This window comes from Rathayibacter sp. VKM Ac-2801 (assembly GCF_009834245.1).
Taxonomy (GTDB): domain Bacteria; phylum Actinomycetota; class Actinomycetes; order Actinomycetales; family Microbacteriaceae; genus Rathayibacter.
On sequence record NZ_CP047183.1, the window covers coordinates 396,603 to 419,998 of the forward strand.

Genomic DNA, 23,396 nt, shown 5'->3' on the forward strand with positions numbered 1-23,396 from the left:
CCGACGCACTCACCGGAGGGGCGCATCCTGCAGAGGGTGCGCCCCTCCGTCGCGTCAGCGCCCGGTGACCGCCAGCAGCTCGCGCGCCGCGGCGCTGTCCGGGTAGCGGGAGAGCACGCGCTCGAGATCGCGCCGCGCCGAAGCCGTGCGCCCGTCCGAGAGGAGCGTGCTCGCGCGCTCGAGCAGCGCCTCCGCCCGCAGCTCGACGGGCCGCGCGCTGGTGACGGTCGGGCGCACCACGCGGTCGAACGCCTCGAGGGCGCCCTCGATCAGGCCGAGCTCGCGGAGAGCGACGCCGCGGCGGATGAGCACCGCGGCGGAGGCGGCGTCCACGTTCTCGACGGGCGCCGAGAACTCGGCCACGTCGCTCCAGCGTCGGCGGGCGGAGTAGAGGGAGGCGAGCGTCGACGCCGCGAGGGTCGACGGCTCCAGGGTCTCGACCGCCACGACCGCCGCGGCCGGATCCGTGGGTGCCGCCAGCTCGGCGTAGAGCAGGCGCAGTGCCGGGGCGTCGAGCGGCACCTCCACGTCGAGGCCGCCGCTCAGCGGCAGGCGGACGGTCAGCGCGATCCCGTAGCGGCGGAGGAAGGAGTCGGCCGACGGGTCGTAGCGGATGCGCACCAGCCAGCCGGTGAGCCGCAGAGCACGGTCGTCGTCGGAGGAGTGCAGGGCGTCGCGGACGAGCTCGACGACGGCCGCGAGACGCGAGCCCCCGGGGGAGCCGTTGGTCGCCTCGTGCAGGTCCTCCGCCGGCGCTCCGGTGCGCACGAGCCGGAGCAGGGGCGCCTCCCAGGCCGGAGCGAGGGCGGAGGGCCGCACGAGTCCCGGCCCGCCGGGCATGCTGAGCCAGCCCGACAGCCGGGAGCGGTGGTCCTCCGGGGAGAGCGGGTCGCCGGCGGCCCGGAGCCGGGGTCGCGTGAGGGCGCGGAGCTCACCGCTCCGTCGGAAGCCGACTGCCACGGCCGATCCCCCTCCGCGTGCGACGACGGCTGAGGACCGTCGATCCGCCGAGTCTACGGCGTCGCGCGCCGCGGTCACCCCCGAACGGGGAGCGACGCGCTGGCGGCGATCCCCGCCTCCCGTCGGCGCTCCCCGGCGGCCTCAGGCGCCGATCGAGCCGGCCGTGCGCAGCGGCATCACGTCGGGCTTCTCGGCGGTGCTCTCGATCGTCACGACCGCCTTCTCCTCGTTCGAGCGGAGCACGGCGTCCATGATCTCGAGCACGTGCAGGGCCACGCGTCCGGAGGCGCGGTGCGGGCGGTCCTCCGCGATCGCCTCGGCGAGGTCGGCCAGGCCCACTCCGCGACCGGTGTCGATCACCCCGGCGGAGTCGGGGACGACCCGCCAGTCCTCGTCGCGGACGGCGACCTCGACCGGGTCCGAGAACATGTTCGGGTCCGGGACCGAGATGGTGCCCTCGGTGCCGTAGACCTCGAACTTCGGAGCCCGGCTGCGCCAGACCTCGAAGCTCACGGTGACCGTGGTGGCGACTCCACTGGCGTGCTCGAGCAGCGCGGTGATGTGCGTGTCGATCGTCACCTCGATCGGCGTGCCCGCCTTCGGCCCGGTCTCGATCGTGCGCGGGCGGTCGGAGCGGGTGGCCAGGCCCGTGACGCGGACGACCGGCCCGAAGAAGTGCACGAGCGCCGTCAGGTAGTACGGACCCATGTCCAGCAGCGGGCCGCCGCCGGGCTGGTAGTAGAACTCGGGCGCCGGGTGCCAGCGCTCGTGTCCGGGCGCGGCCCAGTGCACCTGTGCGGCGATCGGCGTGCCGATCGCTCCGGAGTCGAGGGTGCGGCGCGCGGTCTGCACGCCGGTCCCGAGCACCGTGTCCGGGGCGCTCGCGAAGCGCAGGCCCAGCTCGTCCGCGAGGTCGAGCATCGGCGCGGCCTCGGCCGGGTTCAGCCCGAGCGGCTTCTCGGCGAAGACGTGCTTGCCCGCCTTCAGAGCGCGGGTGCCGATCTCGACGTGCGCCGCCGGGATCGTGAGGTTCAGCACCGCGTCGATCTCCGGGTCGTCGATCAGCGCGTCGACGGTGAGGGCGCGGACGCCCTGCTCGTCGGCGACCTGCTGCGCCCGCTCCTGGTTCAGGTCGGCGACCGCGACGAGGCGGAGGCCGGGGAAGGTCGGGAGGTTCGCGAGGTACTGCTCGCTGATCTTCCCGACGCCGATGATGCCGACTCTCAGCGGGACGCCCACAGCATTCCCCTCTCGATGATCGTGCGGACGTTGTCGTCCTGGAGGATCTCGACGCGGTGGCCCGGCGTCGAGACGAAGATGCGGCCCTCGCCCCAGAGGCGGGTCCAGATCGCGGGGGAGGTGATCGGGCGCTTCCACGGGTCCCACGGGCGGACGGCCTGCGTGGTCGTGGCGAGCACGTCGTTGTAGTCGTCGTGCAGCACCCAGTACTGCTCGGTGACCAGCTCGAAGTCCGAGACGCCCTGCGTGATCGGGTGGTCGGCCGCGAGGGCCGTCATCTCGATCGTGTGCGGCATGTAGTTGTCCGACTGCTCGCCGGTGCGCTCGTCCGGGTGCTTGCCGGGGTGCGAGGCGAACTGGCCGCCGATCAGCTGCAGGTAGTCGGAGTTGTCGCGGTAGGAGTCGGCGATCCCGCCGTGCCAGCCGGCGAGGCCCGTGCCGCGCTCGACCGCCGCGCGCAGGCCCAGGAACTCCTCCCACTGGATGGAGGTCATCGTGTTCGACTGCACGATCAGGTCGACCGTCCGCATGTACGCCTCGTCGGCGTACACGGCGGTCGACTCCTCGACGCGCACGTCGTAGCCGTTGTCGCGGAGGAACGGCAGGAACAGCTCGGTCGCCTCGACCGGTTGGTGGCCGTCCCAGCCCCCTCGGACGACGAGGGCCGTCTTGCCGGGAGTGGTCGGGGAGTGGTCGGTCATCGTCGTCCTCACGTGCTGGCGGATCGCTCCGCGGTTCGTCATCGAACAGGACTTGCGCAACTTCTGCGCGGGTGTCCCGGCGTGCGACCATCATGCACCGCGGTTCCCGGCGGGAGCAAGCTGTCCGCGCGCCGGTCTAGTTGCGAAAGTCGGCATCGGCTACGGTGAGCACATGCCCGACCACGACGACGTCTCCGGAGCGACCACCCGCCCGACCATGGCGCTGATCGCCGAGCGCGCCGGGACGAGCGTCCCCACCGTCTCGAAGGTGCTCAACGGCGGCACCGACGTCTCGGAGGCGACCCGCCTGCGCGTGATGGAGGCGGCGCACGCACTCGGCTACCGGCGGCGTCCGCGACTGCGCCCGCCGGTCGAGGACCCGCACTCCGCCCAGATCGTGGACGTCGTCGTCGGCCACATCGGCGGCACCTGGATCGGCCCGGTCCTCGAGGGGATCGAGGCCGAGGCCTCCGCCGCCGGGGTCGACCTGGTGCTCACCCGCGCCCGCGACGACGGCGCCTGGATCAGCCGCCTCCTCCGCCGCCCCTCGCTCGGCGCCATCGTGGTACTGGTCAACGTCTCGGCCGCGCAGCTGCACCTGCTGACCACCGCCGAGCTGCCCGTCGTCGTCGTCGACCCCAGCACACGGCCGCCTGCCGACGTCGCGAGCGTCGGCGCGACCAACTGGGACGGGGGCCGCATGGCCGCCGAGCACCTGCTCGACGTCGGCCACACCCGCTTCGGCGTGCTCGGCGGCACGCGCACCCAGCTCTACAGCAGCGCCCGGATCGACGGCTTCACCACCGCGCTCCGCGCCGCCGGGGCCGAGGAGCCGCGCGTCGCCTACTGCGACTGGGACCGCGAGCTGGCCCGCGAGGCCGCCGGACTGATGCTCGCCGAGCCGGACCCGCCGACCGCCTTCTTCGCCTGCTCCGACGTGATGGCGCTCGGCGTCTACGAGGCCGCCGACGACGCCGGCCTCCGCATCCCCCGCGACCTCAGCGTCATCGGCTTCGACGACGTCGAGGAGTCGGCCTGGGCGACTCCGCCGATGACCACGATCCAGCAGCCCATCGGCGAGATGGGCGCCATCGCCTTCCGGATGCTGCACCAGGCGCACCGGTCGGCGACCCCGCTCGCCTCGGGCGCCTCGGCGACCCGCATGGAGCTCGAGACGCGGCTGATCCGCCGCGCCTCCGTCGCGCCCGTGCGCGTCTAGGGCCGCCCGCGAGCCGCCCGCTCCCCGCCGTCTCCCGATCGATGCGTCACGAACGGTCCTCACCCGGCGCCCGTGACGGCCGTTCGTGACGCATCGTTCCCGGCGGGCGCCGCGGTCCCGCGCTCTGTCCTCAGTGCCCCGCGCCGAGGTTCCCGGCGAGGCGGCCGTGCATCCGCGTGGACGCGTCGTTCATGCCCTCGATCACGGCGCGGGTGCCGTGGCGCTCGTACTTGGTGGTGACGGCGTCCAGCGCGGCGACGGTCGAGGCGTCCCAGATGTGGGATCCGGAGAGGTCGATCACGACGTGCGCAGGGTCCTCCGCGTAGGAGAACTGCGTGGTCAGGTCGTTGCTGGAGGCGAAGAACAGCTCGCCGGTCACCGTGTAGCGGGCCGTCGATCCGTCGGCCGAGAGGGTGCGCTCGACGGTGGCGAAGCGGGCGACCCGGCGGGCGAAGACGACCATCGCGGCGAGGACGCCGACGACGACTCCGATCGCCAGGTTGTGGGTGAGGACGACCACGACGACCGTGGCGATCATCACCACCGTCTCGCCGATGGGCATCCGCTTCAGGGTCGACGGGCGGATGCTGTGCCAGTCGAACGTCGCCACCGAGACCATCACCATCACCGCGACCAGCGCGGCCATCGGGATGATCGCGACGAGGTCGCCGAGCGCGACGACGAGGATCAGGAGGAACACGCCGGCGAGGAAGGTCGAGATGCGGGTGCGGGCGCCGGACGCCTTCACATTGATCATCGTCTGGCCGATCATCGCGCAGCCGCCCATGCCGCCGAACAGGCCGGAGAGCACGTTCGCGGCGCCCTGCCCGAGCGACTCGCGGGTCTTGCGGGAGGGGGTGTCGGTGATGTCGTCGACGAGCTTCGCGGTCATCAGCGACTCGAGGAGCCCGACGAGCGCCATCGCGACCGCGTACGGCGCGATGGTCGTGAAGGTGTCCCAGGTGAGCGGCACGTCCGGGACGAACAGCTCGGGGAGGCTGCGGGGCAGCTCGCCCTGATCGCCCACGGTGGGGACGGCGACGGCCGTGACGACGACCGCCGCGGTGATCAGGACGATGGCGACGAGCGGCGCCGGGACCGCCCTCGTCAGGCGGGGCATCGCGACCATGATCACGATGCCGACGGCGACCAGCGGGTAGACCAGCCAGGGCACGCCGATCAGGTTGGGGATCTGCGCCGAGAAGATCAGGATCGCCAGCGCGTTCACGAAGCCGACCATCACGCTGCGGGGGATGAAGCGCATCAGCTTCGCCACTCCGAGCAGCCCGAGCACGATCTGGAACACGCCCGCGAGGATCACCGTCGCGATGAAGTAGTCCATCCCGTAGTCGCGGGCGACGGGGGCGATCACCAGGGCGACGGCGCCGGTGGCGGCGGTGATCATCGCGGGGCGTCCGCCGAGGAAGGCGATCGACACGGCCATCACGAACGACGAGAAGAGGCCGACCCGCGGATCCACGCCCGCGATGATCGAGAACGAGATGGCCTCGGGGATGAGCGCGAGCGCGACCACGAGGCCGGCGAGGACCTCGCGGGTCAGGATGCGGGGGGTGCGCAGCGCCGTCATCACGGTGGGCTCGGCGTGCGGGCGGGCAGGGGTCTTCGAGGCGAGGGCCATCGCGGCGGCTCCAGGGAGTGGGAGGGGTGCTCGACGAGGAGCGCGGAGGTCTGCGGCGGCGGGTCGGCAGAAGCGGGCGGGGATGCCAAGCTTGCAGAGGCGTGTCAGCAGCACGTGCAACCCTACCCTTACGTAAGGGTAGATCTGAAGGGGTGAGCAGGATCGGCACCATGCACATCGGCGAGCTCGCCGAGCGGACCGGCCTCTCGCTCCGGACCCTGCGGCACTACGACGAGATCGGCCTCGTGAGGGCGTCCGGCCGCACCGAGGGCGGCTTCCGCCTCTACACGTCCACCGACTACGACCGCCTGATCCTCATCCGCCGCATGAAGCCGCTCGGCTTCTCGCTGGAGGAGATGGCCGCGCTGCTCCGCGTGATCGACACGCTCGAGGCCGAGGGCGGCGACGCCTCGCCCGAGGTCCGCGCGCAGCTCGACGGCTTCGTCTCACAGGCCCGCGAGCGCCGCGAGGCGCTGAGCGCCCAGCTCGCGATGGCCGACGAGTTCGTCGAGCTGCTCACCAGCCGCTGAGCCCCGCCGCCGGGCCCCGCCGCCCGCGCGATCGATGCGTCGCGAACGGCTCCGACGCTGCCCCGATGACGACCGTTCGCGACCCGTCGGATCCCCGGAAGGACCCGGACGTCCGCTCAGGTCGCGCTCGCGTCCGGCAGCTGCTCCGGGCAGTCGCCGCCCGGCTCGGTGGCGAGCTCGAAGTGCCAGATCTCGTTCGCGTAGATCTGGCAGAGCCCGTAGTCGGTGCCGTGCTGCGAGAGCCAGCTGTCCGCGTCCGTGTAGCCGATGTCGACAGCTCCGCCGGTGAGGTGGGCGGAGGAGGTGACGGACGCGACACGGCGGCCCGCCTCCTCCGCGCCGTACTCGCGGACGGCGTCGTCGATCAGCGCCTGCTGGTAGCGCTCGCTGCGCCAGCCGCTGGTCACCACGAAGGGCACGTCGTCGGCGGCCGCATCCGTGGCGGCGGCCTGCACGGCGGCGCGCAGGGCGGGGTCGAGGCGCGCGATCGCCGGGAGCTCGTCGGCGAAGGGGGAGACCGACTCGCCCTCCTCGATGTAGCCGTCCTTGTCGCCGAGGGAGCCGGAGAAGAGCTCGGCGGCCGCTGTCGGGCTGCTGCGCCGCTCGCTCAGGAGGGCCCACGACGCCGCTCCGAGGAGGGCGGCGAGCAGGACGACGGCCAGGGAGGCCGCGACCACGGCGGAGCCGACGCGACGCGGACGGTGGGGGGAGACGAAGGTGGATCGCATGCATCGAGCACACCAGGGCGGCAGTGACGGGAGCGTCAGGGCCGAGCAGACGCCGACCATACGCCGGGAGGGGGGAACCGCACCGTCACCGTGAGTCCGCCCTCGTCGCGGGCGTCGAGGCGCAGCTCGCCGTCGTGCACCTGGACGATCCTGGCGGCGAGCGCGAGTCCGAGCCCGGCGCCGCGCGCGCCCGCCCCGCCCGCGGTGCGTCCGGCGCCGCGCACGAAGGGCTCGGTCATCGTGGCGAGCAGCGCGTCGGGGACCACCGGTCCGGTGTTGACGACCGCGACCTCGACCGCTCCGTCGGGAGCGGTCCGCGTCGCGACGACCATCCGTCCGCCCTCCGGCAGGTTGTGGCGGACGCCGTTCAGCACGAGGTTGCCGAGCAGCTGCCGCACCAGCACCGGATGCCCGTCGAACGAGCCCTCGCCCAGCTCGTCGACCACGACGATCCCGGAGGCCTCGGCCAGCGGGCGCAGCTCGTCGACGACGTCGGAGGCGGTCTCGGCGATGTCGACGGGCTCCCGGAGGAGCGGCTCGGACGAGTCCAGGGCCGCCAGGGCGAGCAGTGCCTCCACGATCTCGGTGCCCCGCCGGTTGGTCTCGTCGAGGCGCCGGAGCGTCTCGGCCGGGTCGCCGCTCCCGGGGTCGGCGAGGGCCGCGTCGAGGATGCTGCGCGCGATCGCCTGCGGGGTCCGCAGCTCGTGCGAGGCGTTCGCCGCGAACCTCCGCTGCTCCGCGAAGGAGTGCTCCAGCCGCTCGAGCATCGAGTCGAAGGCGTCGGCGAGCAGGCCGAACTCGTCGGGTCGGCCCCCGAGCCCGACCCGCCGGTCGAGCGAGCCGGCGGCCACCTCCCGGGCGACCGCGCTGATCCTCGCCAGCGGGCGCAGGATCCGCCCGGCGAGGAACCAGCCTCCGATCAGCCCCACCACCGCCAGGGCGAGGAGCACCTGCCACACCCGCGGGAGGAGCGCCTCGATCAGGTCCGTGCGGCTCGGCACGAAGGGTCCGCCCGCGTCGATCTGCTGGTCGGGCACGAAGCGGAGGACGTAGAACAGGAGGGCGATGAGCGCTCCGCCCGCGACGAGGAGGAACCCCGCGTAGCTGAGGGTGAGGCGGAGGCGGACGTTCACGGTGCCGCGGCGCCGGGGTCGACCATCCCGTAGCCGACGCCCGGCTCGGTGCGGACGACCCAGGGGTCGCCGAGCCGCTTGCGCAGCGAGGAGATCGTGATCCGGACGGCGTTGGTGAACGGATCGGCGTTCGCGTCCCAGGCCCGCTCGAGCAGCGTCTCGGCGCTCACGATCCCGCCGCGCGCGGCCATCAGGACCTCCAGCACGGCGAACTCCTTGCGCGTCAGCGCCACGTAGCGGTCGCCGCGGTAGACCTCGCGGCGGAACGGATCGAGCCGGAGCCCGGCGAACTCCAGCACCGGAGGCGCGCCCTCGGCCGGCCGGCGCGCGACGGCCCGCAGGCGCATCACCACCTCGCGGAGGGCGAAGGGCTTGGTGATGTAGTCGTCCGCCCCGAGTTCGAAGCCGCTCACCTTCTCGTCGAGCCGGTCCGCCGCGGTCACCATCAGCACCCGCACCGGCAGCGCGTCCGCGACGATCCGCCGCAGCACCTCGTCGCCCGGGATGCCGGGCAGGTCGCGGTCGAGCAGCACCGCGTCGTAGTCGGTCACCGCCAGCTGCTCGAGGGCCGTCTCGCCGTCGGGGGCGATGTCGGCCGCGATCGCCTCGAGGCGCAGCCCGTCGCGCACCGCCTCGGCGAGGTAGGGCTCGTCCTCGACGATCAGCACGCGCATGCCGTCATGCTACGGACCGCCGCGTATGGCGGGCGTCTGGTCGCCCCGTCTCTGCTGCGCGGTCGTCAGCCGCGCGGCCCGCGGGCCAGCAGGGCGTGCAGGAGGGGAAGCGCCGACGCGATCATCAGCACCGTCCCGAAGCCGCTGTCGTCCGGGCGCACGACGGCGCCCGCGATCAGCAGGCCCGCGAACAGCACGGCCGAGATCACGCGGCGGACGGTGCCCTCGAGCCGGTTCAGCCGACGCTCGATGGTGGGGACGGTGACCGCGAGCTCGCCGTCGTCGAGGGTCGTGAGGAGCTCGTCGAGTCGGCGCGGCAGGCGCCAGATCAGGCCGAGCGTGTCGACGGCCTGCTTGCCGACGTCCTGCACGACGGAGCCGCGCTCCTCGCGGATCAGCTGCTGCGCGTAGGGCTCGACCGAGTCCCACAGGTTGAACGCCGGGTCGAGCGCGCTGCAGACGCCCGAGGTCAGCGACATCGCGCGGATCACGAGCAGGAAGTTCTCGGGAAGCTGGAACGGCAGGGCGCGCACCACGTCGCCGAACTGCACGGCGAAGTCGCGGAACTCGCGCGGATCCACCTCCCGCAACTCGGCGAAGCCCATCCCGCCGAACCGGGCGAAGAGCTGCGTGAGCGCCCGCTCCAGCTCGCGGGAGTCGGCCGAGGGGAGGAGGACGCCGACCGCGCGGGCCGCGTCGACGAGGCCCTTGCCGTCGCGGGAGGCGGCGGCGATCAGCATCCGGCGCAGGCCCGCGCGCGTGCTCGGCGGCACCTCGCCCATCATCCCGAAGTCGATGAAGGTGAGGCGCCAGGGCAGCTCGCCCCCGGGAGTCGGCGTGACGAAGACGTTGCCGGGGTGCGGGTCCGCGTGGAAGTAGCCGAGGGTGAAGAGCTGGTCGAACATCACGGCCGCGAAGACCGGAGCGACCTCCCGCGGATCGATCCCGGCGGCCAGCAGTGCGGCGTGGTCGGTGATCTTGATCGCGGTGACGTCCTCGAGCGTGAGGACCTTGCGGGTCGAGCGCTCCCAGACCACGTCCGGGACGGCCACCCGGGCGTCGCCCGCGAAGTCGGCGGCGAAGCGGACGGAGTTGGCCGCCTCCTGCAGGTAGTCGATCTCCTCGAGGCTGGTGACCGCGAACTCCTCGACGAGCGCCGGGGCGTCGACGCGGTCCGAGACCAGGCGCACGTGACTGAGCCAGCCGCCGACGCGGCGCAGAGCCGCGAGGTCGACCTCGACGATCTGGTCGATCCCCGGCCGCTGCACCTTCATGATGGCGGCGGAGTAGCCGGTGTCCTCGGCGTCGACGGGGGAGAGGCGGGCGCGGTGGGCCTGGCCGAGCGAGGCGGCGGCGACCGGCGACTCGTCGACTCCGGCGTACGCGCGTTCGAGCGGCAGCCCGAGCTCGGACTCGGCCAGCGCCCGGATGCGCGGGAACGGGACGGGCGGGACCTCGTCCTGCAGCCCCTCCAGCTCGCGCGTGATCTCGGGAGGCAGCACGTCCAGGCGCGACGACATGAACTGGCCGACCTTGATCATCAGGCCGCCGAGATCGACCGCAAGAACGTGGAAGCTGCGGGCGAAGCGGCGCATCCGGCCGGGCCGGGTGCGGAGCGCGACGCGCGTGAGCCCCACCCGCGGCAGGAGCAGGTCGAAGAACCAGGTGACCGCGAGATGCCACGCGGCGAAGCGGAGGATCCGGCGGTAGCGCCGCCGGTCCTCCCGCTCTCGGTGGCCCGGGGCGGCAGGACCCGGGCTGACCGAGGCCACCCGGGTCAGTCCTGCGCGAGGATCGCGTACAGGCGGCGGCGCACGTCCTCGAGTTCGGCGACGGCCTTGCGGATCTGCTCGGGGGTGCCCGAGCGTCCGACCTGGGCCGCGGCCTGGGCGAGCTCGAGGCCCGCCTTGGGCAGGGCGCCGAAGTCGACGTGGTCGGAGTCGTTCCACGGCGTCGAGGTGCCGTGCTCGGCGACCGTCGCGCGGCCGGCGTCGGTCAGCGTGTAGGTCTTGCGGCCGTTCTGCTCGTCGGCCGTGATGAGGCCCTCGTCCGCGAGGAGCTGGAGGGTCGGGTAGACCGAGCCGGGGCTCGGCTTCCAGTCGCCTCCGCTGCGCTCCTCGATCTCGCGGATGATCTGGTAGCCGTGCATGGGCTGCTCGGCGAGGAGCGCGAGCACCGCGGTGCGCACGTCTCCGCGGCCGACCCGGGAGCCGACGCGCTTCTCCATGCGGGAGCGGGCCTGCTCCATCGCGCGCCAGATGCTCTCGATGGGCGTGCCGGTGCCGAACGCGCCGGTCGATGACGATCCGTTCATGATGACCTCCTGTTTCTCCGAACGATACTCAGCGATATGGGTGGCGACTGTGAACGACTGCCGCGTCGGCTCAGAGCTTCGCGAGCTTCGCCCGGGCGACGAGGAACAGCCCGTACATCACCAGCCCCGCGCTGACGAGCGTCAGGGCGATCGTGCCGTACGGAGGGACGTCGAGGAAGCGGATCGCCCCGTCGAGGCCGGTCGCCTGGCGGGCGTCGCCGGTCAGCGCCGCGACCACGAAGATCCCGCCGGCCAGGCCGAGCGCGAGCCCCTTCGTGATGTAGCCGGTCGCGCCGAGGATCAGCACGGCGGTCCCCGTCGGGCCGTCGGGGATGCGGACGAGCTTGCGGAAGCCGCGCCGGATCCCGATCGCGACGAAGCCGATCCCGCTGCCCAGCACGATCCCGCCGACGATCACGAGGATCACGACGCCGACCGTGCTCGTCAGCAGCTCGGTGTTGATGCGGCGGATCGTGGCCGAGGAGCTCGTCGAGCCGCCGAGGGCGAAGACGAGCACGGTGCCCGCGAGGGTGAGCGAGGCGAAGCCCTTGCCGGACTCGACGATCCGGCGGCCCAGACGGGCGAGCAGGCCCGGCGCGGAGGAGCGCCCGCCGAGGGAGAGCTGCCAGAGGCCGAGCGCGACCAGCCCGATCAGCGCGGCCCAGACCACCACGAGGCCGACGGGGGAGTCGGCCATGCGCCCGATCGCTCCGGACGCGTCCGCCTCCCGCGAGGTCTCGTCGCTGACCGCGACGCGCAGGGCGAGGCCGCCGATCAGGAGGTGGATCAGTCCATTCACCGCGAAGCCCGTGCGCGCGAGGCGCCGGAAGCGCCGGGTCCGGACTCCGGCGCGCGGCGACGGCACGCTCGCAGTGGACACCGCGCAACCCTCTCATCCCCGGCGGCCCCGGCGCCTCCTGACCCGCCGACGCGGGTGCGCCTCGCTCCGCAGGTCGCGGATTCCATCGGCCCGAGGATCGCGCCGGTGCGGACGCCGACCTTCAGCAGCAGCTGCAGGCGTCGCTGTCCTCGCTCGCGAGCGCGGCGATCGGCGTCGTGCAGGATTCGCCGCGCCAGGCCTCCAGGCCCTCGCGGACGGCGACCGCGGCGATCACGAGGCCGGCGACGGGGTCGGCCCACGTCCATCCGAGCGTGCTGTTCAGCAGCAGGCCGACCAGGACCGCGGCGGAGAGGTACGAGCACAGGAGTGTCTGCTTCGAGTCCGCGACGGCCGAGGCGGAGCCGAGCTCGCGGCCGGTCCGGCGCTCGAGCAGGGAGAAGGCCGGCATCACCAGCAGGCTGACGGCGGCCAGCGCGATGCCGACGGGGGAGTGCTGGGCCTCCGAGAATCCGAGCAGCGCCCGGACCGAGTCGACGGCGACGAACGCGGCCAGGCCGAAGAACGAGAGGGCGATCACCCGCAGGGCCACGCGCTCGCGTGCCTCCGGATCTCGCCCCGAGAACTGCCAGGCGACGGCCGCGGCCGAGAGCACCTCCACCACGGAGTCGAGGCCGAAGGCGACGAGGGCGGTGGACGACGCGACCGTCCCGGCGGCGAGGGCCACGATCGCTTCCACTGCGTTGTAGCCGATGGTCGCGCCGACGATCCAGCGGATGCGCCTCTGCAGCACGCGGCGGCGGGCGGGGAGGAGCGGAGCGCGCAGGGCGGTCATGCGCAGCGGCAGTCGTCGCCGGAGCAGCAGTCCGGGTCGACCACCAGGGCCAGGCGGAGCAGGTGGTCGAGCGCCCCGGCGATCCGGGTCTCGGCCAGCCGGTACCAGGTGTACCGGCCCTCCTTCACGGCCTCCACCAGACCGCAGCCGCGGAGGCACGCGAGCTGGTTCGACATCACCTGCCGCGAGACCCCGAGCGCATCCGCAAGATCGGAGGGGACGGCCGGGGCCTCACGCAGGGCGAGCAGGATCCGCGACCGGGTCTCGTCCGCCAGGGCGGATCCCAGGCGCGCGAGGGCGGCGGAGTGGGTGAGGGTCGCGGTGGCGGGCACGGGCGCGACGATACACGGACGGCTGTATCGAAGGCCAGGGGTGCCCCGGGGACGGTGCTCGGAGGAGCAGTGCCCCCTCCTCGCATCGGCTGCGGTGCCGGTGGTGGTCCCTCAGTCCGTGAGCACGCGCTTCGCGACGGCCATCGCCGCCATGCCCTTGGGCCAGCCGGCGTAGAAGGCGACGTGGGTGATCGTCTCGATCAGCTCCTCCCGGGTGAGCCCGTTCTCGACGCCCCGCCCGAGGTGGAACTCGAGCTGGTCGAGGTCGCCGCCGGCGGCGAGGACGGCGACGGTGACGAGGCTGCGGTCGCGGGGCGGGAGCTCCGGGCGGTTCCAGACGTCCTCGAAGAGGACGTCGTCCGTGAGCGCGGCGAGCTTCGGGGCGAAGTCGCCCAGGCTGCGGCGGCCGCCGCCGATCTGCTTCGAGGGGGAGTGGGTCATCGTCGTCTTCTTCCGATCGGGGGACGGGTCGTGCTCGCGGCGGGGGTCCCGCCGGTCGGTCCCAGTCCACCGCGTCCGGCCCGTGCGAGGGAGGAACCGCTTGTCCACGTACTCGCAGGGCATCTCTGGATCGGGAGGGGCGATCTAGCGTGGACGTCATGGACAACAGCACCGAGGTCCGCGAGTTCCTGACCACCCGGCGGGCACGTCTGCGCCCGGAGGACGTGGGCCTGCGGGACTTCGGTGGTCGCCGGCGCGTCGAGGGACTGCGCCGCGAGGAGGTGGCCCTGCTCGCCGGTGTCTCGACCGAGTACTACGCGCGCCTCGAGCGCGGGCGCATCTCCGGCGTGTCCGAGCAGGTCCTCGACGCTCTCTCGGACGTGCTGAAGCTCGACGACGCGGAACGCGAGTACCTCGGCGATCTGGCCCGCGGAGCCCAGGCCACCTCTCGGACCAGGACGCGGAGACCCTCGTCGCAGGGGGTCCGTCCGGGGATCCTCGCCGCGCTCTCGGCGATCACCGCGGCGCCGGCCTTCGTCCGCAACGGCGCCATGGACATCCTCGCCGCCAACGACCTGGGCCGCGCCTTCTACTCGCCGATCTACAGCAGGAGGCCGGCGAGGCCGAATCTGGCCACGTTCACCGTCTTCGACCCGGCCGCGCAGGCCTTCTACCCCGACTGGATCGCCGCCGTCGATGCGACCGTCGCGGTCCTCCGCCGGGAGGCGGGTCGGGACCCCTTCAACAGGCGCGTCACCGAGGTCGTCGGGGAGCTCTCGACCCGGAGCGAAGTCTTCCGCGACCGCTGGGCGAACGCCGGCGTGCGCCGCCACGACGCCGTCTCGAAGGTCGCGAACCACCCCGTGGTCGGCTCCATCACCCTCGAGCTGGTCGGAACCGAACTGCTCGCCGACCCCGGACTGTCGCTGATGATCTACGCCGCCGCACCCGGCTCTCCCGCGGAGGACCAGCTGCACCTGCTCGGCGCCTGGGCGGCCGCCGACCTGCGGGACGTCGCCGGAGCGACCCGCGACGACGCCTGACCGGGTGTCGCCGACACCGGTCGAACCCCCGTACCGAAGGAGAACCGTGAACATCGAACCCCCCACCCCGACCGTCACGAACCCGCCCGAGCAGTTCGCCGGCGACGTCTGGCTCGATCCGATCGTCGCTCCCCACGACGCGGACCAGCGCACCGTCGTCGGCCGGGTCCGCTTCGCGCCCGGCGCCCGCACCGCCTGGCACTCGCACGCCCGCGGCCAGTACCTCCACGTCACCGCCGGGATCGGACGCTTCGGCACTCGCGACGGGAGCGTCGTCGAGGTGCACGCCGGCCAGACGCTCTACACCCCGCCCGGGGAGGAGCACTGGCACGCCTCCGCGCCCGGGGTGTTCATGGAGCACCTCGCGATCCTCGAGAACGCCGACGACCCCGCCTCCACCACCGCCTGGGCCGAGCACATCACCGACGACGAGTACGAGGGCCGCTGACCGGCGCTCGACCTGCCCGCGGGCACGTCGCATCGTGCCGCCCGCCCACCGGGAACGAACGAAGGAGAACCGACATGCACATCCGCACACTGGGACAGGGACTGGACGTCTCGGCGATCGGCCTGGGCTGCATGGGCATGTCCCAGAGCTACGGCCCGAACCCCGGCACCCGCGACGACATGATCGCCGTGCTGCGCTCGGCCGTCGACCGCGGCGTCACCCTCTTCGACACGGCCGAGGTCTACGGCCCGTACGTCAACGAGGAGCTCGTCGGCGAGGCGCTCCAGCCCGTGCGCGAGGACGTCGTCGTCGCCACCAAGTTCGGCTGGGACATCCGGGACGGGGCGAGCGTGGGGCTCGACAGTCGTCCGGAGCGGATCCGCGCCGTCGCCGAGGAGTCGCTGCGCCGCCTGCGGACCGACGTGATCGACCTGTTCTACCAGCACCGCGTCGATCCGGACGTGCCGATCGAGGACGTCGCCGGGACGGTCGGCGAGCTCGTCGCCGAGGGGAAGGTCCGCCACTTCGGCCTGTCCGAGGCCGCCGCGGGGACGATCCGCCGGGCGCACAGCGTGTTCCCCGTCACCGCCGTCCAGAGCGAGTACTCGCTGTGGACCCGCGATCCGGAGGCGGAGGTCCTGCCCGCCCTCGCGGAGCTCGGGATCGGCTTCGTTCCCTTCAGCCCGCTCGGGAAGGGGTTCCTGACCGGCACGGTCGACACCTCGACGACGTTCGCGGACGGCGACGTCCGCGCAGGCATCCCGCGCTTCACGGAGGACAACCGGACCGCCAACCGGGCCCTCGTCGAGCACGTGAGCGCTCTGGCGGCGCAGAAGAACGCGACCCCGGGTCAGATCGCGCTGGCCTGGCTCCTGGCGCAGCAGCCCTGGATCGTCCCCATCCCGGGGACGCGGCGCACGTCCCGCATCGAGGAGAACGCCGGCGCCACGGCCGTGGCCCTCTCCGCGGACGAGGCCGCCGACCTCACCTCCCTCGCGCAGCGGCTCGGCGTGCACGGCGCCCGCTACAACGACCAGCACCTGGGCTACCTCGACCGGTGACGGGGGCCGGCGTGCCGCCGGTCGACGGGAGAGTGGGCGTCCCGGGCCGGTCGGGACCGTCTCGGCCGTCCCGGGAGGACCCGCTCCGTCGAGGTCGCAGGCGCGCCGTCCCCGGCCGACCTTCGCCGAGCACTGACGCCAGGAGGAAGAGCACTGCGCGGGCCGGCTCGATCGGCGACGCCGCTTCCGCGACGAGGTGCTACGGTGTCACCTGCGGCGTCTGAAGCGCTTCAATCACAGCTCTAGGTTCAAGGAGGAACCCATGCCCAGCACCAGCATGAAGTCCCGACGCACGGTCACTGCACTCAGCGCGGCCGCTGTCACTCTTCTCGCCCTCACCGCCTGCAGTGGCGGAGGCGGTGGCGGCTCCGCCGCGGCCACCGAGTTCACCTTCCTCGCGATCAACGAGAACACGACCATCCCCACGGTCCTCACCTCGCTCAGCGAGAACGAGTGCTCGGCGGAGAACGAGGCACTGCCGCTGAAGATCAACAAGCAGGCGCAGGGCTCGCTCGACCAGCAGCTGCAGCTGCTCGGCGGACAGAACGCTCTGCCGTCCGCCTTCGTGTCGGCCAACTCGCCCGACCTGATGAAGGATCTCTTCGCCGCCGACAAGGTCGCCGACTTCACCGGGTCGGACATCGCGAAGGGCTTCGTGCCGGTCGCGGCGTCGAGCATCGCCTCCATCTACGGAGACACGACCATGGTCCTGCCGACCGAGCTCAACATCGAGGGCATCTGGTACAACAAGCAGATCCTGAAGGACAACGGGATCACGACCCCCGACTCGTGGGACTCCCTGGTCTCGGCCTTCGACACGCTGAAGGCCGCGGGCGTGCAGCCCGTCTCCGCCGCGGGCAAGGGCGGCGACGGATGGGGTGTCACCCGCTGGGTCGGCGCCTACCTCTACCGCGAGCTCGGCCCGGACGCCATGAGCAGGATCGAGAGCGGGGACGCGAAGCTGACCGATCCCGAGTACGTGAAGGCCGCCGAGCAGGTCGCAGCGCTCGGCTCCGCCGGCGACTTCGGTCCGTCGCCCTCGTCCATCGACTACGCCACGGCTCTCAACAGCTTCCTCACCGGCAACGCCGCCTTCATCTACATGGGCTCCTGGGCCGTCTCGAACTTCACCGACGAGACCGCCAACAAGATCGGCGTCGACAACGTCGGCTTCATGCCGTTCCCGACCGTCGACGGCGGAGTGGGCACCACCGATCAGACTCCCGCCAACGTCGGAACGAGCATCGCGTTCTCGAAGACGGCCTACGAGGACGAGAAGGTCCAGAACTGGGCCTCCTGCATCTCCGAGAACTACGCGGCGGCCGCGCTGCGCGAAGCCGGGCAGATCACCGGATTCACGGTGAACGGCGACGTCGAGATCCCCGCCCTCACCCAGCAGGTGCAGGACCAGATCGCCGCGACCGACCAGAGCGTGGCCTGGTTCGAGGCGCTCTTCGGCGCCAATGCCACCACGACGAGCCAGAGCAACGGCGGCCCCCTCGGCGCCGGCCAGCTCTCGGGTCAGGACTTCATGAACACCGTGCAGTCCTCGCTCGGCCAGTAGCAGCCTCTCGACGAGGGCGGGGCTCCGGCCCCGCCCTCGTCCCCCTCCTCTCCTTCCCTCTTCCCCTGAGGACACCATGAACTCTGTGCTCGCGGACAAGCGCGCCATCGCCCTCCTCCTCGGCCCCGCGCTCGTGGTCTACACCGCCGTGATGCTGCTGCCGATGCTCTGGTCGCTCGGATACACCTTCTTCACCGGTGGTGTCCTGGGCGGCTTCAGCTTCGCCGGGCTGAGCAACTTCGAACGGCTCTTCAGCGATCCGTCCGTCGGGCCGGCCGTCCTATTCACCGTCAAGTACGCCCTGCTGGTCACCGTCGGCCAGGTGGTCGCCGGCTACCTGCTCGCGCTGCTCTACCAGTTCTTCCTCAAGCGGGCGTCGAGCCTGATCCGGACCCTGATCTTCTTCCCCGTCGTGCTCCCGACCGTGGCGGTCTCGCTCCTGTTCCAGAAGCTGTTCGAGTTCGCCCCGCAGACGGGCCTCGTGAACTCGGTCCTCAACTCGGTCGGCATCCCCTCCGTCGACTGGCTCGGCAGCGCCGACACCGCCTTCATCGTCATCGCGCTGATGGACATCTGGCGGGCGATGGGCTTCTACGGAGTCCTGCTCTACACCGGCCTCCTCGACATCCCGGACGACGTCATCGAGGCGGCGAGCCTGGACGGCGCCTCGAAGGGGAAGCTGATCCGCCACGTGATCCTCCCGCTGTCGCTGCCGATCGTGGTGTCCTCGGCGATCTTCAGCATCAACGGCACGCTGAAGGTCTTCGACTCGATCTACGCCCTGACCGGTGGCGGACCGGGGACCTCGACCACTCCGCTCACGCTGTACATGTACCGGACCTCCTTCGCAGGTGGGGACTACGGGTACGGCGCGACGATCGCCCTGCTGCTGACCGTGATGTGCCTGCTCGTGACAGCGGTCATCTTCCGCGGCTCGATGACCACCGACAAGGATCGCGCATGACCACCACCGCTGCCGCAGCTGCGGCCACCGCCGTCCGATCGCAGCGACCCGGCAGTCCGCGCCGAGCGGGCCGGGGCGTCGGCACCGCCTTCGTAAAGCGCCTGCCGCTCTACCTCGTCGTCGCCGTGCTCCTCGTGGTGTTCGTCTACCCGCTGGTGTGGCTCCTGCTGGGATCGCTCAAGACGCAGGACGAGTTCCTCAACAACCCGACGTGGGCCCTCCCCGAGAACTGGCTGAACTTCTCGAACTACACCACGGCCTGGGGCTCGGTCGCGGGCTACCTGCTCAACTCGGTGCTCGCCGTCTTCCCCGCGCTGCTGATCACCCTCGTGATCGGCACCGCTGCGGGCTTCGCGCTCGAGATCATGGTGTTCAAGGGCCGGCGCACGATGCTTCTGCTCTTCCTGGTCGGGATCATGATCCCGGGCCAGATGATCCTGCTGCCGCTCTTCTCCGTCTACTTCAACCTCGGTCTGAGCAGATCGCTGTGGCCGCTGATCATCACCTACACGGCCACGGCGCTGCCGCTGACGGTGTTCATGATGGCGACCTACTTCCGAGCGATCCCGCGCGAGATCTTCGAGGCGTCCACTCTCGACGGCGCCAGCATCATCCGCTCGTTCGTCTCCGTGGCGTTCCCGATGATGCGCAACGCCGTCTTCACCATCGCGCTCGTCCAGTTCTTCTTCATGTGGAACGACCTGCTCATCGCCCTGACGTTCACGACGGACGACAGTCTGCGCACGGTCCAGGTCGGCCTGCTGAACTTCACCGGGCAGTTCGGCGTCGTCGACTACGGCCCGACCTTCGCCGCCATCTGCATCAACGTGCTGATCATCCTCGTGCTCTACGTGTTCCTGAACCAGCAGGTCATGCGGGGGCTCGCCGCGGGCGCGGTCAAGGGATGAGCGCCGCCGTCTCCGTGGCCTCCGTCCGATTCGAGCACCACGAGGTCGGCCGCCTGGGCATCGGTGAGAGCAGGCCGCGGCTCTCGTGGCGCTACGACGACGCCCCGCCCGGCTACGTCCAGGCCGGGGTCGACATCGAGGTGTCGATCGAGCGACCGGGGTCCGGTCCGGAGGTGGGCGTCCACCGGCACACGGGGCCTGAGCAGGTGCTCGTCGGGTGGCCGGCGCGTCCGCTCCGCTCGCGGGAGCGCGTCTCCGTCCGCGTCCGCCCTCTTCTCGAAGGAGCGGGCTGGAGCGCTCCGTCGACGGTCGAGGTCGGCCTCCTCGGTCCGGACGAGTGGAAGGCGTCGTTCGTCGGGCCGGACGACGAGGACGCATCGGGTCTCCGGCGTCCGTCACGCGTCCGAGCCGAGTTCGACTCTCCTGCCGACGTGGTCCGGGCACGCCTCTATCTCAGCGCGCACGGCCTCGCCCAGGCCGAGGTCAACGGGCTGCGCGTCGGCGACGAGGAGCTCACGCCGGGCTGGACGACCTACCGCCACCGGCTCCGCTACGCGACGTACGACATCACCTCCCACCTCCGCCCCGGTCCGAACGCGGTCGGGATCTGGCTCGCGGACGGATGGTGGCGCGGCCTCGTCGGGTTCGACGGCGGCCTCACCGACGTCTACGGATCCGATCAGAGCGCGCTGGTGCAGATCGAGCTGACGCGGGCCGACGGCACTCTCGTCACGATCGCCAGCGGCGCGGACTGGACCGTCGGCGCCGGGCCGATCCTCAGCACGGGGCTCTACGAAGGCGAGCACACGGACCTCCGTCTCGACGATCCGGCGTGGTCGACCCCCGGGTGGTCCGGGGAGCAGTCCCCGGCACGCGTGACCCCCGCCGATCCCTCGATCCTGGTCGCTCCGACCGGCTCGCCCGTCCGCTGCACCGGCGAGCTCGCCCCTGTCGCCGTCCACGACCGGGGCGACGGCCGCTGGCTGCTCGACTTCGGTCAGAACCACTCCGGGCGACTCCGCCTCTCCGGTAGCGGCGGAGCGGGGGACACCGTCGTGCTGCGGCACGCCGAGGTCCTCCAGGACGACGAGCTCTACACTCGGACGCTCCGTGGCGCCGACGCGACCGACCGCCTCGTGCTCGCCGGCGGCGACTTCACGTGGGAGCCGAGGTTCACCATCCACGGATACCGCTACGCCGAGATCTCGGGATGGCGCGGTCCCCTCGAAGCGTCCTCCGTGGTGTCGCGGGTGCTGCACTCCGACATGGAGCGGACCGGATGGTTCCGCAGCAGCAACCAGGCCGTGGACCGGCTGCACGAGAACGTCGTCTGGAGCGCGCGGTCCAACTTCGTGGATCTGCCCGTCGACTGCCCTCAGCGCGATGAGCGCCTGGGGTGGACCGGCGACATCCAGGTCTTCGCGCCGACCGCGGCCTTCCTCTTCGACGTCACGGGGATGCTCGCCTCCTGGCTGCAGGACCTCGCGCACGACCAGGACGACCGGGGCACCGTGCCGTTCTACGTCCCCTACCTGCCGCTCGGATCCTGGGCGGACGCGCCGGTCGACCCGGTCGCCGTCTGGGGCGACGCCGCCGTCCTCACGCCGGAGGTCCTCTACGACCGCACCGGCGACGCCGGGCTCCTCCGGCGCCAGTACGCCAGTGCCAGGGCCTGGGTCCTGCAGGTGCAGGAGCGGGCCGGCGACGATCTGATCTGCGAGGGCACGATGCAGCTCGGAGACTGGCTCGACCCGGCCGCGCCACCGGACGACCCGGCACTCGCGACGACCGATCCCGCGCTCGTGGCCACGGCCTACTTCGCGCGGTCGGCGCGGGCCCTGGCCCGCATCGCGGGGATCGTGGGTGAGCGGGAGGACGAGGCCTACTTCGGTGATCTCGGGAAGCGGGTGGTGAGAGCCTTCGCGGCCCGGTACATCGATCCGGACGGGCGGCTCCGCGAGGAGACCCAGACCGCGCTCTCCCTGGTCACGGTCTTCGGGCTGTGGCCGGACGCCGACTCGTCCGCGACCGGCTCCCGGAGGCTGGCGGAGCTCGTCGACGCCGCCGGCGGACGCGTCGCCACCGGCTTCGCCGGGACCCCGGTCGTCTCCGACGCGCTGACGCTCGGCGGGCACCTCGACGAGGCCTACCGGATGCTCCTCACCGAGGAGTGCCCGTCGTGGCTCTACACCGTCGCGATGGGCGGCACGACGACGTGGGAGCGCTGGGACTCCATGCTTCCCGACGGGACCGTCAATCCCGGGGACATGACGTCGTTCAACCACTACGCGCTGGGCGCTGTCGCCGACTGGCTCCACCGGGTCGTCGCGGGCCTGGCTCCCGCCGCGCCCGGCTACCGCCGGATCCGGTTCGAGCCGCGACCCGGAGGGGGGCTGACGTCGGCCGGAGCGACGCACCGCACGCCGTACGGCGACGCGAGCATCGACTGGGAGGTCTCGGACACGGTGCTGTCCGTCTCCGTCGTCGTCCCCATCGGCACGACGGCCGAGGTCGTCCTGCCCGGTCGGAGCGCGGTGGAGGTGGGCCCGGGCGAGCACTCGTTCGCCGAGCCGCTGCCGACGGGCACGAGGACGCTGGCGGAGTCGCGGGTCTGCTGAGCGGATGAGGTGACTGCAGGCGCAGAAGGGGATCGGCCGCGGCCGGTCCCCTTCTGCGAGGCGTGGCCGCCGCGGCTGCGCCGAGGGCGTCAGCGCGGGACGGTGCTGCCGCGGATCACGAGGCGCGGTCGCAGGACTTCGTGGCGGTGCACGTGCTCCGGGTCGGAGATCTCGTCGAGGAGCAGCCTCATCGCGGCCTCGCCCATCGCCTCGCCGGGCTGGGCGAGGGTCGTGATCGGCACGACGCTGTCCCAGGCCGAGCGGTTGTCGTCGTACCCGGTCACCGCGATGTCCTCCGGGACGCGGAGGTCGGAGCGCGCGAGGAGGGACTGGAGGACGCCGAGGGCGAGGAGGTCGGCGGCGGCGACGACGCCGTCGGGCCGGTCGGCGGCCGCCCGGTCGGCGAGGAGATGGCCGAAGCGGCGCCCGTCCTCGACCTGCACCTCGGGCGTGAGGTCCAGTTCCAGGGAGACGGCGCCGTTGCTCTCGGCGACCGCGCGCTCGACTCCGCGGAGCCGATCGCGGACGGGGACCGCGATGGCGGGGTCGCCTGCGAACGCGAGTCGACGACGCCCGAGATCGATCAGGTGCCGGGCCGCGAGGTACCCGCCGTGCTCGTCGTCCGCGCTGACCGTGCAGGCGCCGTCGACCGCCGAGTCGTTGAGGAAGACCAGTCGGCGCCCCGAGGGGAGCCTCCCGATCGCGTCCGCCGCCGTCTCGGGGAGCGGGGCGAGGAGGATGCCGGCGACCTGCTCCTCGACGAAGAGGTCGAGGTAGGTGCGCTGCTTGATGGCCCGCACGTCGGCGTTGCCGAGGACCACCGTCATCCCCGCGGCCTCCGCGGCCTGCTCCGCTCCCCGGGCCATGTCGAGGAAGAACGAATTGCTGAGGTCGATGACGACGAAGCCGATGGTGCTGCTCGTCCCTGCGGCGAGAGCGCGGGCGGCGCGATTGGGCGCGAAGCCGAGCTCGTCGATCACCTGCTGGACCCTCGACCGGGTCGCTGCTGAGACGAGCGAGGGGCGGTTCAGCACGTTCGAGACGGTGCCCAGCGCCACGCCGGCGCGTCTGGCGACGTCCTCCATCCGCGGAGGAGAGACCCGCTCCGGAGTGCCCGGGGCCGATCCGGTCCTCGCCCCATCGGTCGCGCGGACGCCCCGTCGCGCATCGTTCGTCGCCGCCGGAGAGTCCATCGCTCCATCTTCGC

The 23,396-nt window shown here is 72.2% G+C and carries 23 protein-coding genes; 9 read left to right on the forward strand and 14 right to left on the reverse strand.

The genetic code is table 11. The features are described 5' to 3' along the window. Positions 1–54: 54 nt before the first annotated feature. The 3 genes from GSU45_RS01795 to GSU45_RS01805 all read right to left on the reverse strand — a co-directional run bounded on the left by GSU45_RS01795 (position 55) and on the right by GSU45_RS01805 (position 2,900). Positions 55–960, reverse strand: coding sequence for a tetratricopeptide repeat protein (locus GSU45_RS01795; protein WP_159912204.1), 906 nt, complete (start codon positions 958–960; stop codon positions 55–57). Positions 961–1,101: 141 nt separating this feature from the next. Next, on the reverse strand, positions 1,102–2,199 hold the full coding sequence (locus tag GSU45_RS01800; protein ID WP_159912206.1) for a Gfo/Idh/MocA family oxidoreductase: 1,098 nt from the start codon (positions 2,197–2,199) through the stop codon (positions 1,102–1,104). Further along, entirely contained in the window at positions 2,184–2,900 is a 717-nt protein-coding gene (locus tag GSU45_RS01805; RefSeq protein ID WP_159912208.1) for a ThuA domain-containing protein, read from the reverse strand. The genes GSU45_RS01800 and GSU45_RS01805 overlap by 16 nt, the downstream gene beginning before the upstream one ends. A gap of 172 nt (positions 2,901–3,072) precedes the next feature. On the opposite strand from GSU45_RS01805, the gene GSU45_RS01810 reads away from it, so the two are divergent. After that, a complete protein-coding gene (locus GSU45_RS01810; RefSeq protein ID WP_159912210.1) occupies positions 3,073–4,119 on the forward strand; it encodes a LacI family DNA-binding transcriptional regulator in 1,047 nt (348 codons plus the stop codon). Positions 4,120–4,249: 130 nt separating this feature from the next. Here the strand turns inward: GSU45_RS01810 and GSU45_RS01815 are convergent, their stop codons facing one another. After that, entirely contained in the window at positions 4,250–5,758 is a 1,509-nt protein-coding gene (locus GSU45_RS01815; protein WP_159912212.1) for a SulP family inorganic anion transporter, read from the reverse strand. A gap of 170 nt (positions 5,759–5,928) precedes the next feature. Between GSU45_RS01815 and GSU45_RS01820 the strand changes: the two genes are divergently transcribed. Continuing rightward, positions 5,929–6,288 (forward strand): MerR family transcriptional regulator, encoded by a 360-nt coding sequence (locus GSU45_RS01820; RefSeq protein ID WP_159916787.1) that lies wholly within the window; start codon positions 5,929–5,931, stop codon positions 6,286–6,288. 116 nt (positions 6,289–6,404) lie between these two features. Here the strand turns inward: GSU45_RS01820 and GSU45_RS01825 are convergent, their stop codons facing one another. The 9 genes from GSU45_RS01825 to GSU45_RS01865 all read right to left on the reverse strand — a co-directional run bounded on the left by GSU45_RS01825 (position 6,405) and on the right by GSU45_RS01865 (position 13,583). Next, entirely contained in the window at positions 6,405–7,016 is a 612-nt protein-coding gene (locus GSU45_RS01825) for a D-alanyl-D-alanine carboxypeptidase family protein (RefSeq protein ID WP_159912214.1), read from the reverse strand. A 35-nt stretch (positions 7,017–7,051) separates the two neighbouring features. Next, positions 7,052–8,149: a HAMP domain-containing sensor histidine kinase gene (locus tag GSU45_RS01830; RefSeq protein ID WP_159912216.1), complete on the reverse strand. Its 1,098-nt coding sequence runs from the start codon at positions 8,147–8,149 to the stop codon at positions 7,052–7,054. Next, complete coding sequence (locus GSU45_RS01835; RefSeq protein WP_159912218.1) at positions 8,146–8,823, reverse strand: response regulator transcription factor; 678 nt, start codon at positions 8,821–8,823, stop codon at positions 8,146–8,148. Before GSU45_RS01835 ends, GSU45_RS01830 begins: the two co-directional genes overlap by 4 nt. Positions 8,824–8,888: 65 nt before the next feature. Further along, positions 8,889–10,595, reverse strand: coding sequence for an AarF/UbiB family protein (locus GSU45_RS01840; protein ID WP_159912220.1), 1,707 nt, complete (start codon positions 10,593–10,595; stop codon positions 8,889–8,891). Between the two features lie 5 nt (positions 10,596–10,600). Continuing rightward, on the reverse strand, positions 10,601–11,137 hold the full coding sequence (locus GSU45_RS01845) for a PadR family transcriptional regulator (protein WP_104224292.1): 537 nt from the start codon (positions 11,135–11,137) through the stop codon (positions 10,601–10,603). Between the two features lie 70 nt (positions 11,138–11,207). Continuing rightward, positions 11,208–12,017: a DUF1206 domain-containing protein gene (locus tag GSU45_RS01850; RefSeq protein ID WP_159912222.1), complete on the reverse strand. Its 810-nt coding sequence runs from the start codon at positions 12,015–12,017 to the stop codon at positions 11,208–11,210. A gap of 121 nt (positions 12,018–12,138) precedes the next feature. Further along, positions 12,139–12,810: a cation transporter gene (locus GSU45_RS01855; protein ID WP_159912224.1), complete on the reverse strand. Its 672-nt coding sequence runs from the start codon at positions 12,808–12,810 to the stop codon at positions 12,139–12,141. Beyond that, a complete protein-coding gene (locus GSU45_RS01860; RefSeq protein WP_159912226.1) occupies positions 12,807–13,142 on the reverse strand; it encodes a metalloregulator ArsR/SmtB family transcription factor in 336 nt (111 codons plus the stop codon). Before GSU45_RS01860 ends, GSU45_RS01855 begins: the two co-directional genes overlap by 4 nt. Before the next feature lie 111 nt (positions 13,143–13,253). Continuing rightward, positions 13,254–13,583: a carboxymuconolactone decarboxylase family protein gene (locus tag GSU45_RS01865; protein WP_159912228.1), complete on the reverse strand. Its 330-nt coding sequence runs from the start codon at positions 13,581–13,583 to the stop codon at positions 13,254–13,256. A gap of 158 nt (positions 13,584–13,741) precedes the next feature. On the opposite strand from GSU45_RS01865, the gene GSU45_RS01870 reads away from it, so the two are divergent. The 7 genes from GSU45_RS01870 (at position 13,742) to GSU45_RS01900 (ending at position 22,189) form a co-directional block, all read left to right on the forward strand. Next, positions 13,742–14,626, forward strand: coding sequence for a helix-turn-helix transcriptional regulator (locus GSU45_RS01870; protein ID WP_159912230.1), 885 nt, complete (start codon positions 13,742–13,744; stop codon positions 14,624–14,626). Positions 14,627–14,672: 46 nt separating this feature from the next. Then, positions 14,673–15,074 (forward strand): cupin domain-containing protein, encoded by a 402-nt coding sequence (locus tag GSU45_RS01875; protein WP_159912232.1) that lies wholly within the window; start codon positions 14,673–14,675, stop codon positions 15,072–15,074. A gap of 74 nt (positions 15,075–15,148) precedes the next feature. Further along, positions 15,149–16,135 carry an aldo/keto reductase gene (locus GSU45_RS01880; RefSeq protein WP_159912234.1) on the forward strand — a complete coding sequence of 329 codons (987 nt, stop codon included), beginning with the start codon at positions 15,149–15,151 and terminating at the stop codon, positions 16,133–16,135. Positions 16,136–16,397: 262 nt separating this feature from the next. Further along, the gene (locus GSU45_RS01885; protein ID WP_167302038.1) at positions 16,398–17,699 is read left to right on the forward strand and encodes an extracellular solute-binding protein; all 1,302 of its coding nucleotides are present in this window, start codon (positions 16,398–16,400) and stop codon (positions 17,697–17,699) included. A gap of 76 nt (positions 17,700–17,775) precedes the next feature. After that, on the forward strand, positions 17,776–18,663 hold the full coding sequence (locus tag GSU45_RS01890) for a sugar ABC transporter permease (protein WP_159912236.1): 888 nt from the start codon (positions 17,776–17,778) through the stop codon (positions 18,661–18,663). Continuing rightward, positions 18,660–19,571, forward strand: a complete 912-nt coding sequence (locus tag GSU45_RS01895; RefSeq protein WP_159912238.1) for a carbohydrate ABC transporter permease — start codon at positions 18,660–18,662, stop codon at positions 19,569–19,571. Before GSU45_RS01890 ends, GSU45_RS01895 begins: the two co-directional genes overlap by 4 nt. After that, the gene (locus GSU45_RS01900) at positions 19,568–22,189 is read left to right on the forward strand and encodes a family 78 glycoside hydrolase catalytic domain (protein WP_159912240.1); all 2,622 of its coding nucleotides are present in this window, start codon (positions 19,568–19,570) and stop codon (positions 22,187–22,189) included. The genes GSU45_RS01895 and GSU45_RS01900 overlap by 4 nt, the downstream gene beginning before the upstream one ends. Positions 22,190–22,278: 89 nt before the next feature. Here the strand turns inward: GSU45_RS01900 and GSU45_RS01905 are convergent, their stop codons facing one another. Further along, complete coding sequence (locus GSU45_RS01905) at positions 22,279–23,274, reverse strand: LacI family DNA-binding transcriptional regulator (RefSeq protein ID WP_159912242.1); 996 nt, start codon at positions 23,272–23,274, stop codon at positions 22,279–22,281. Positions 23,275–23,396: the final 122 nt, after the last annotated feature.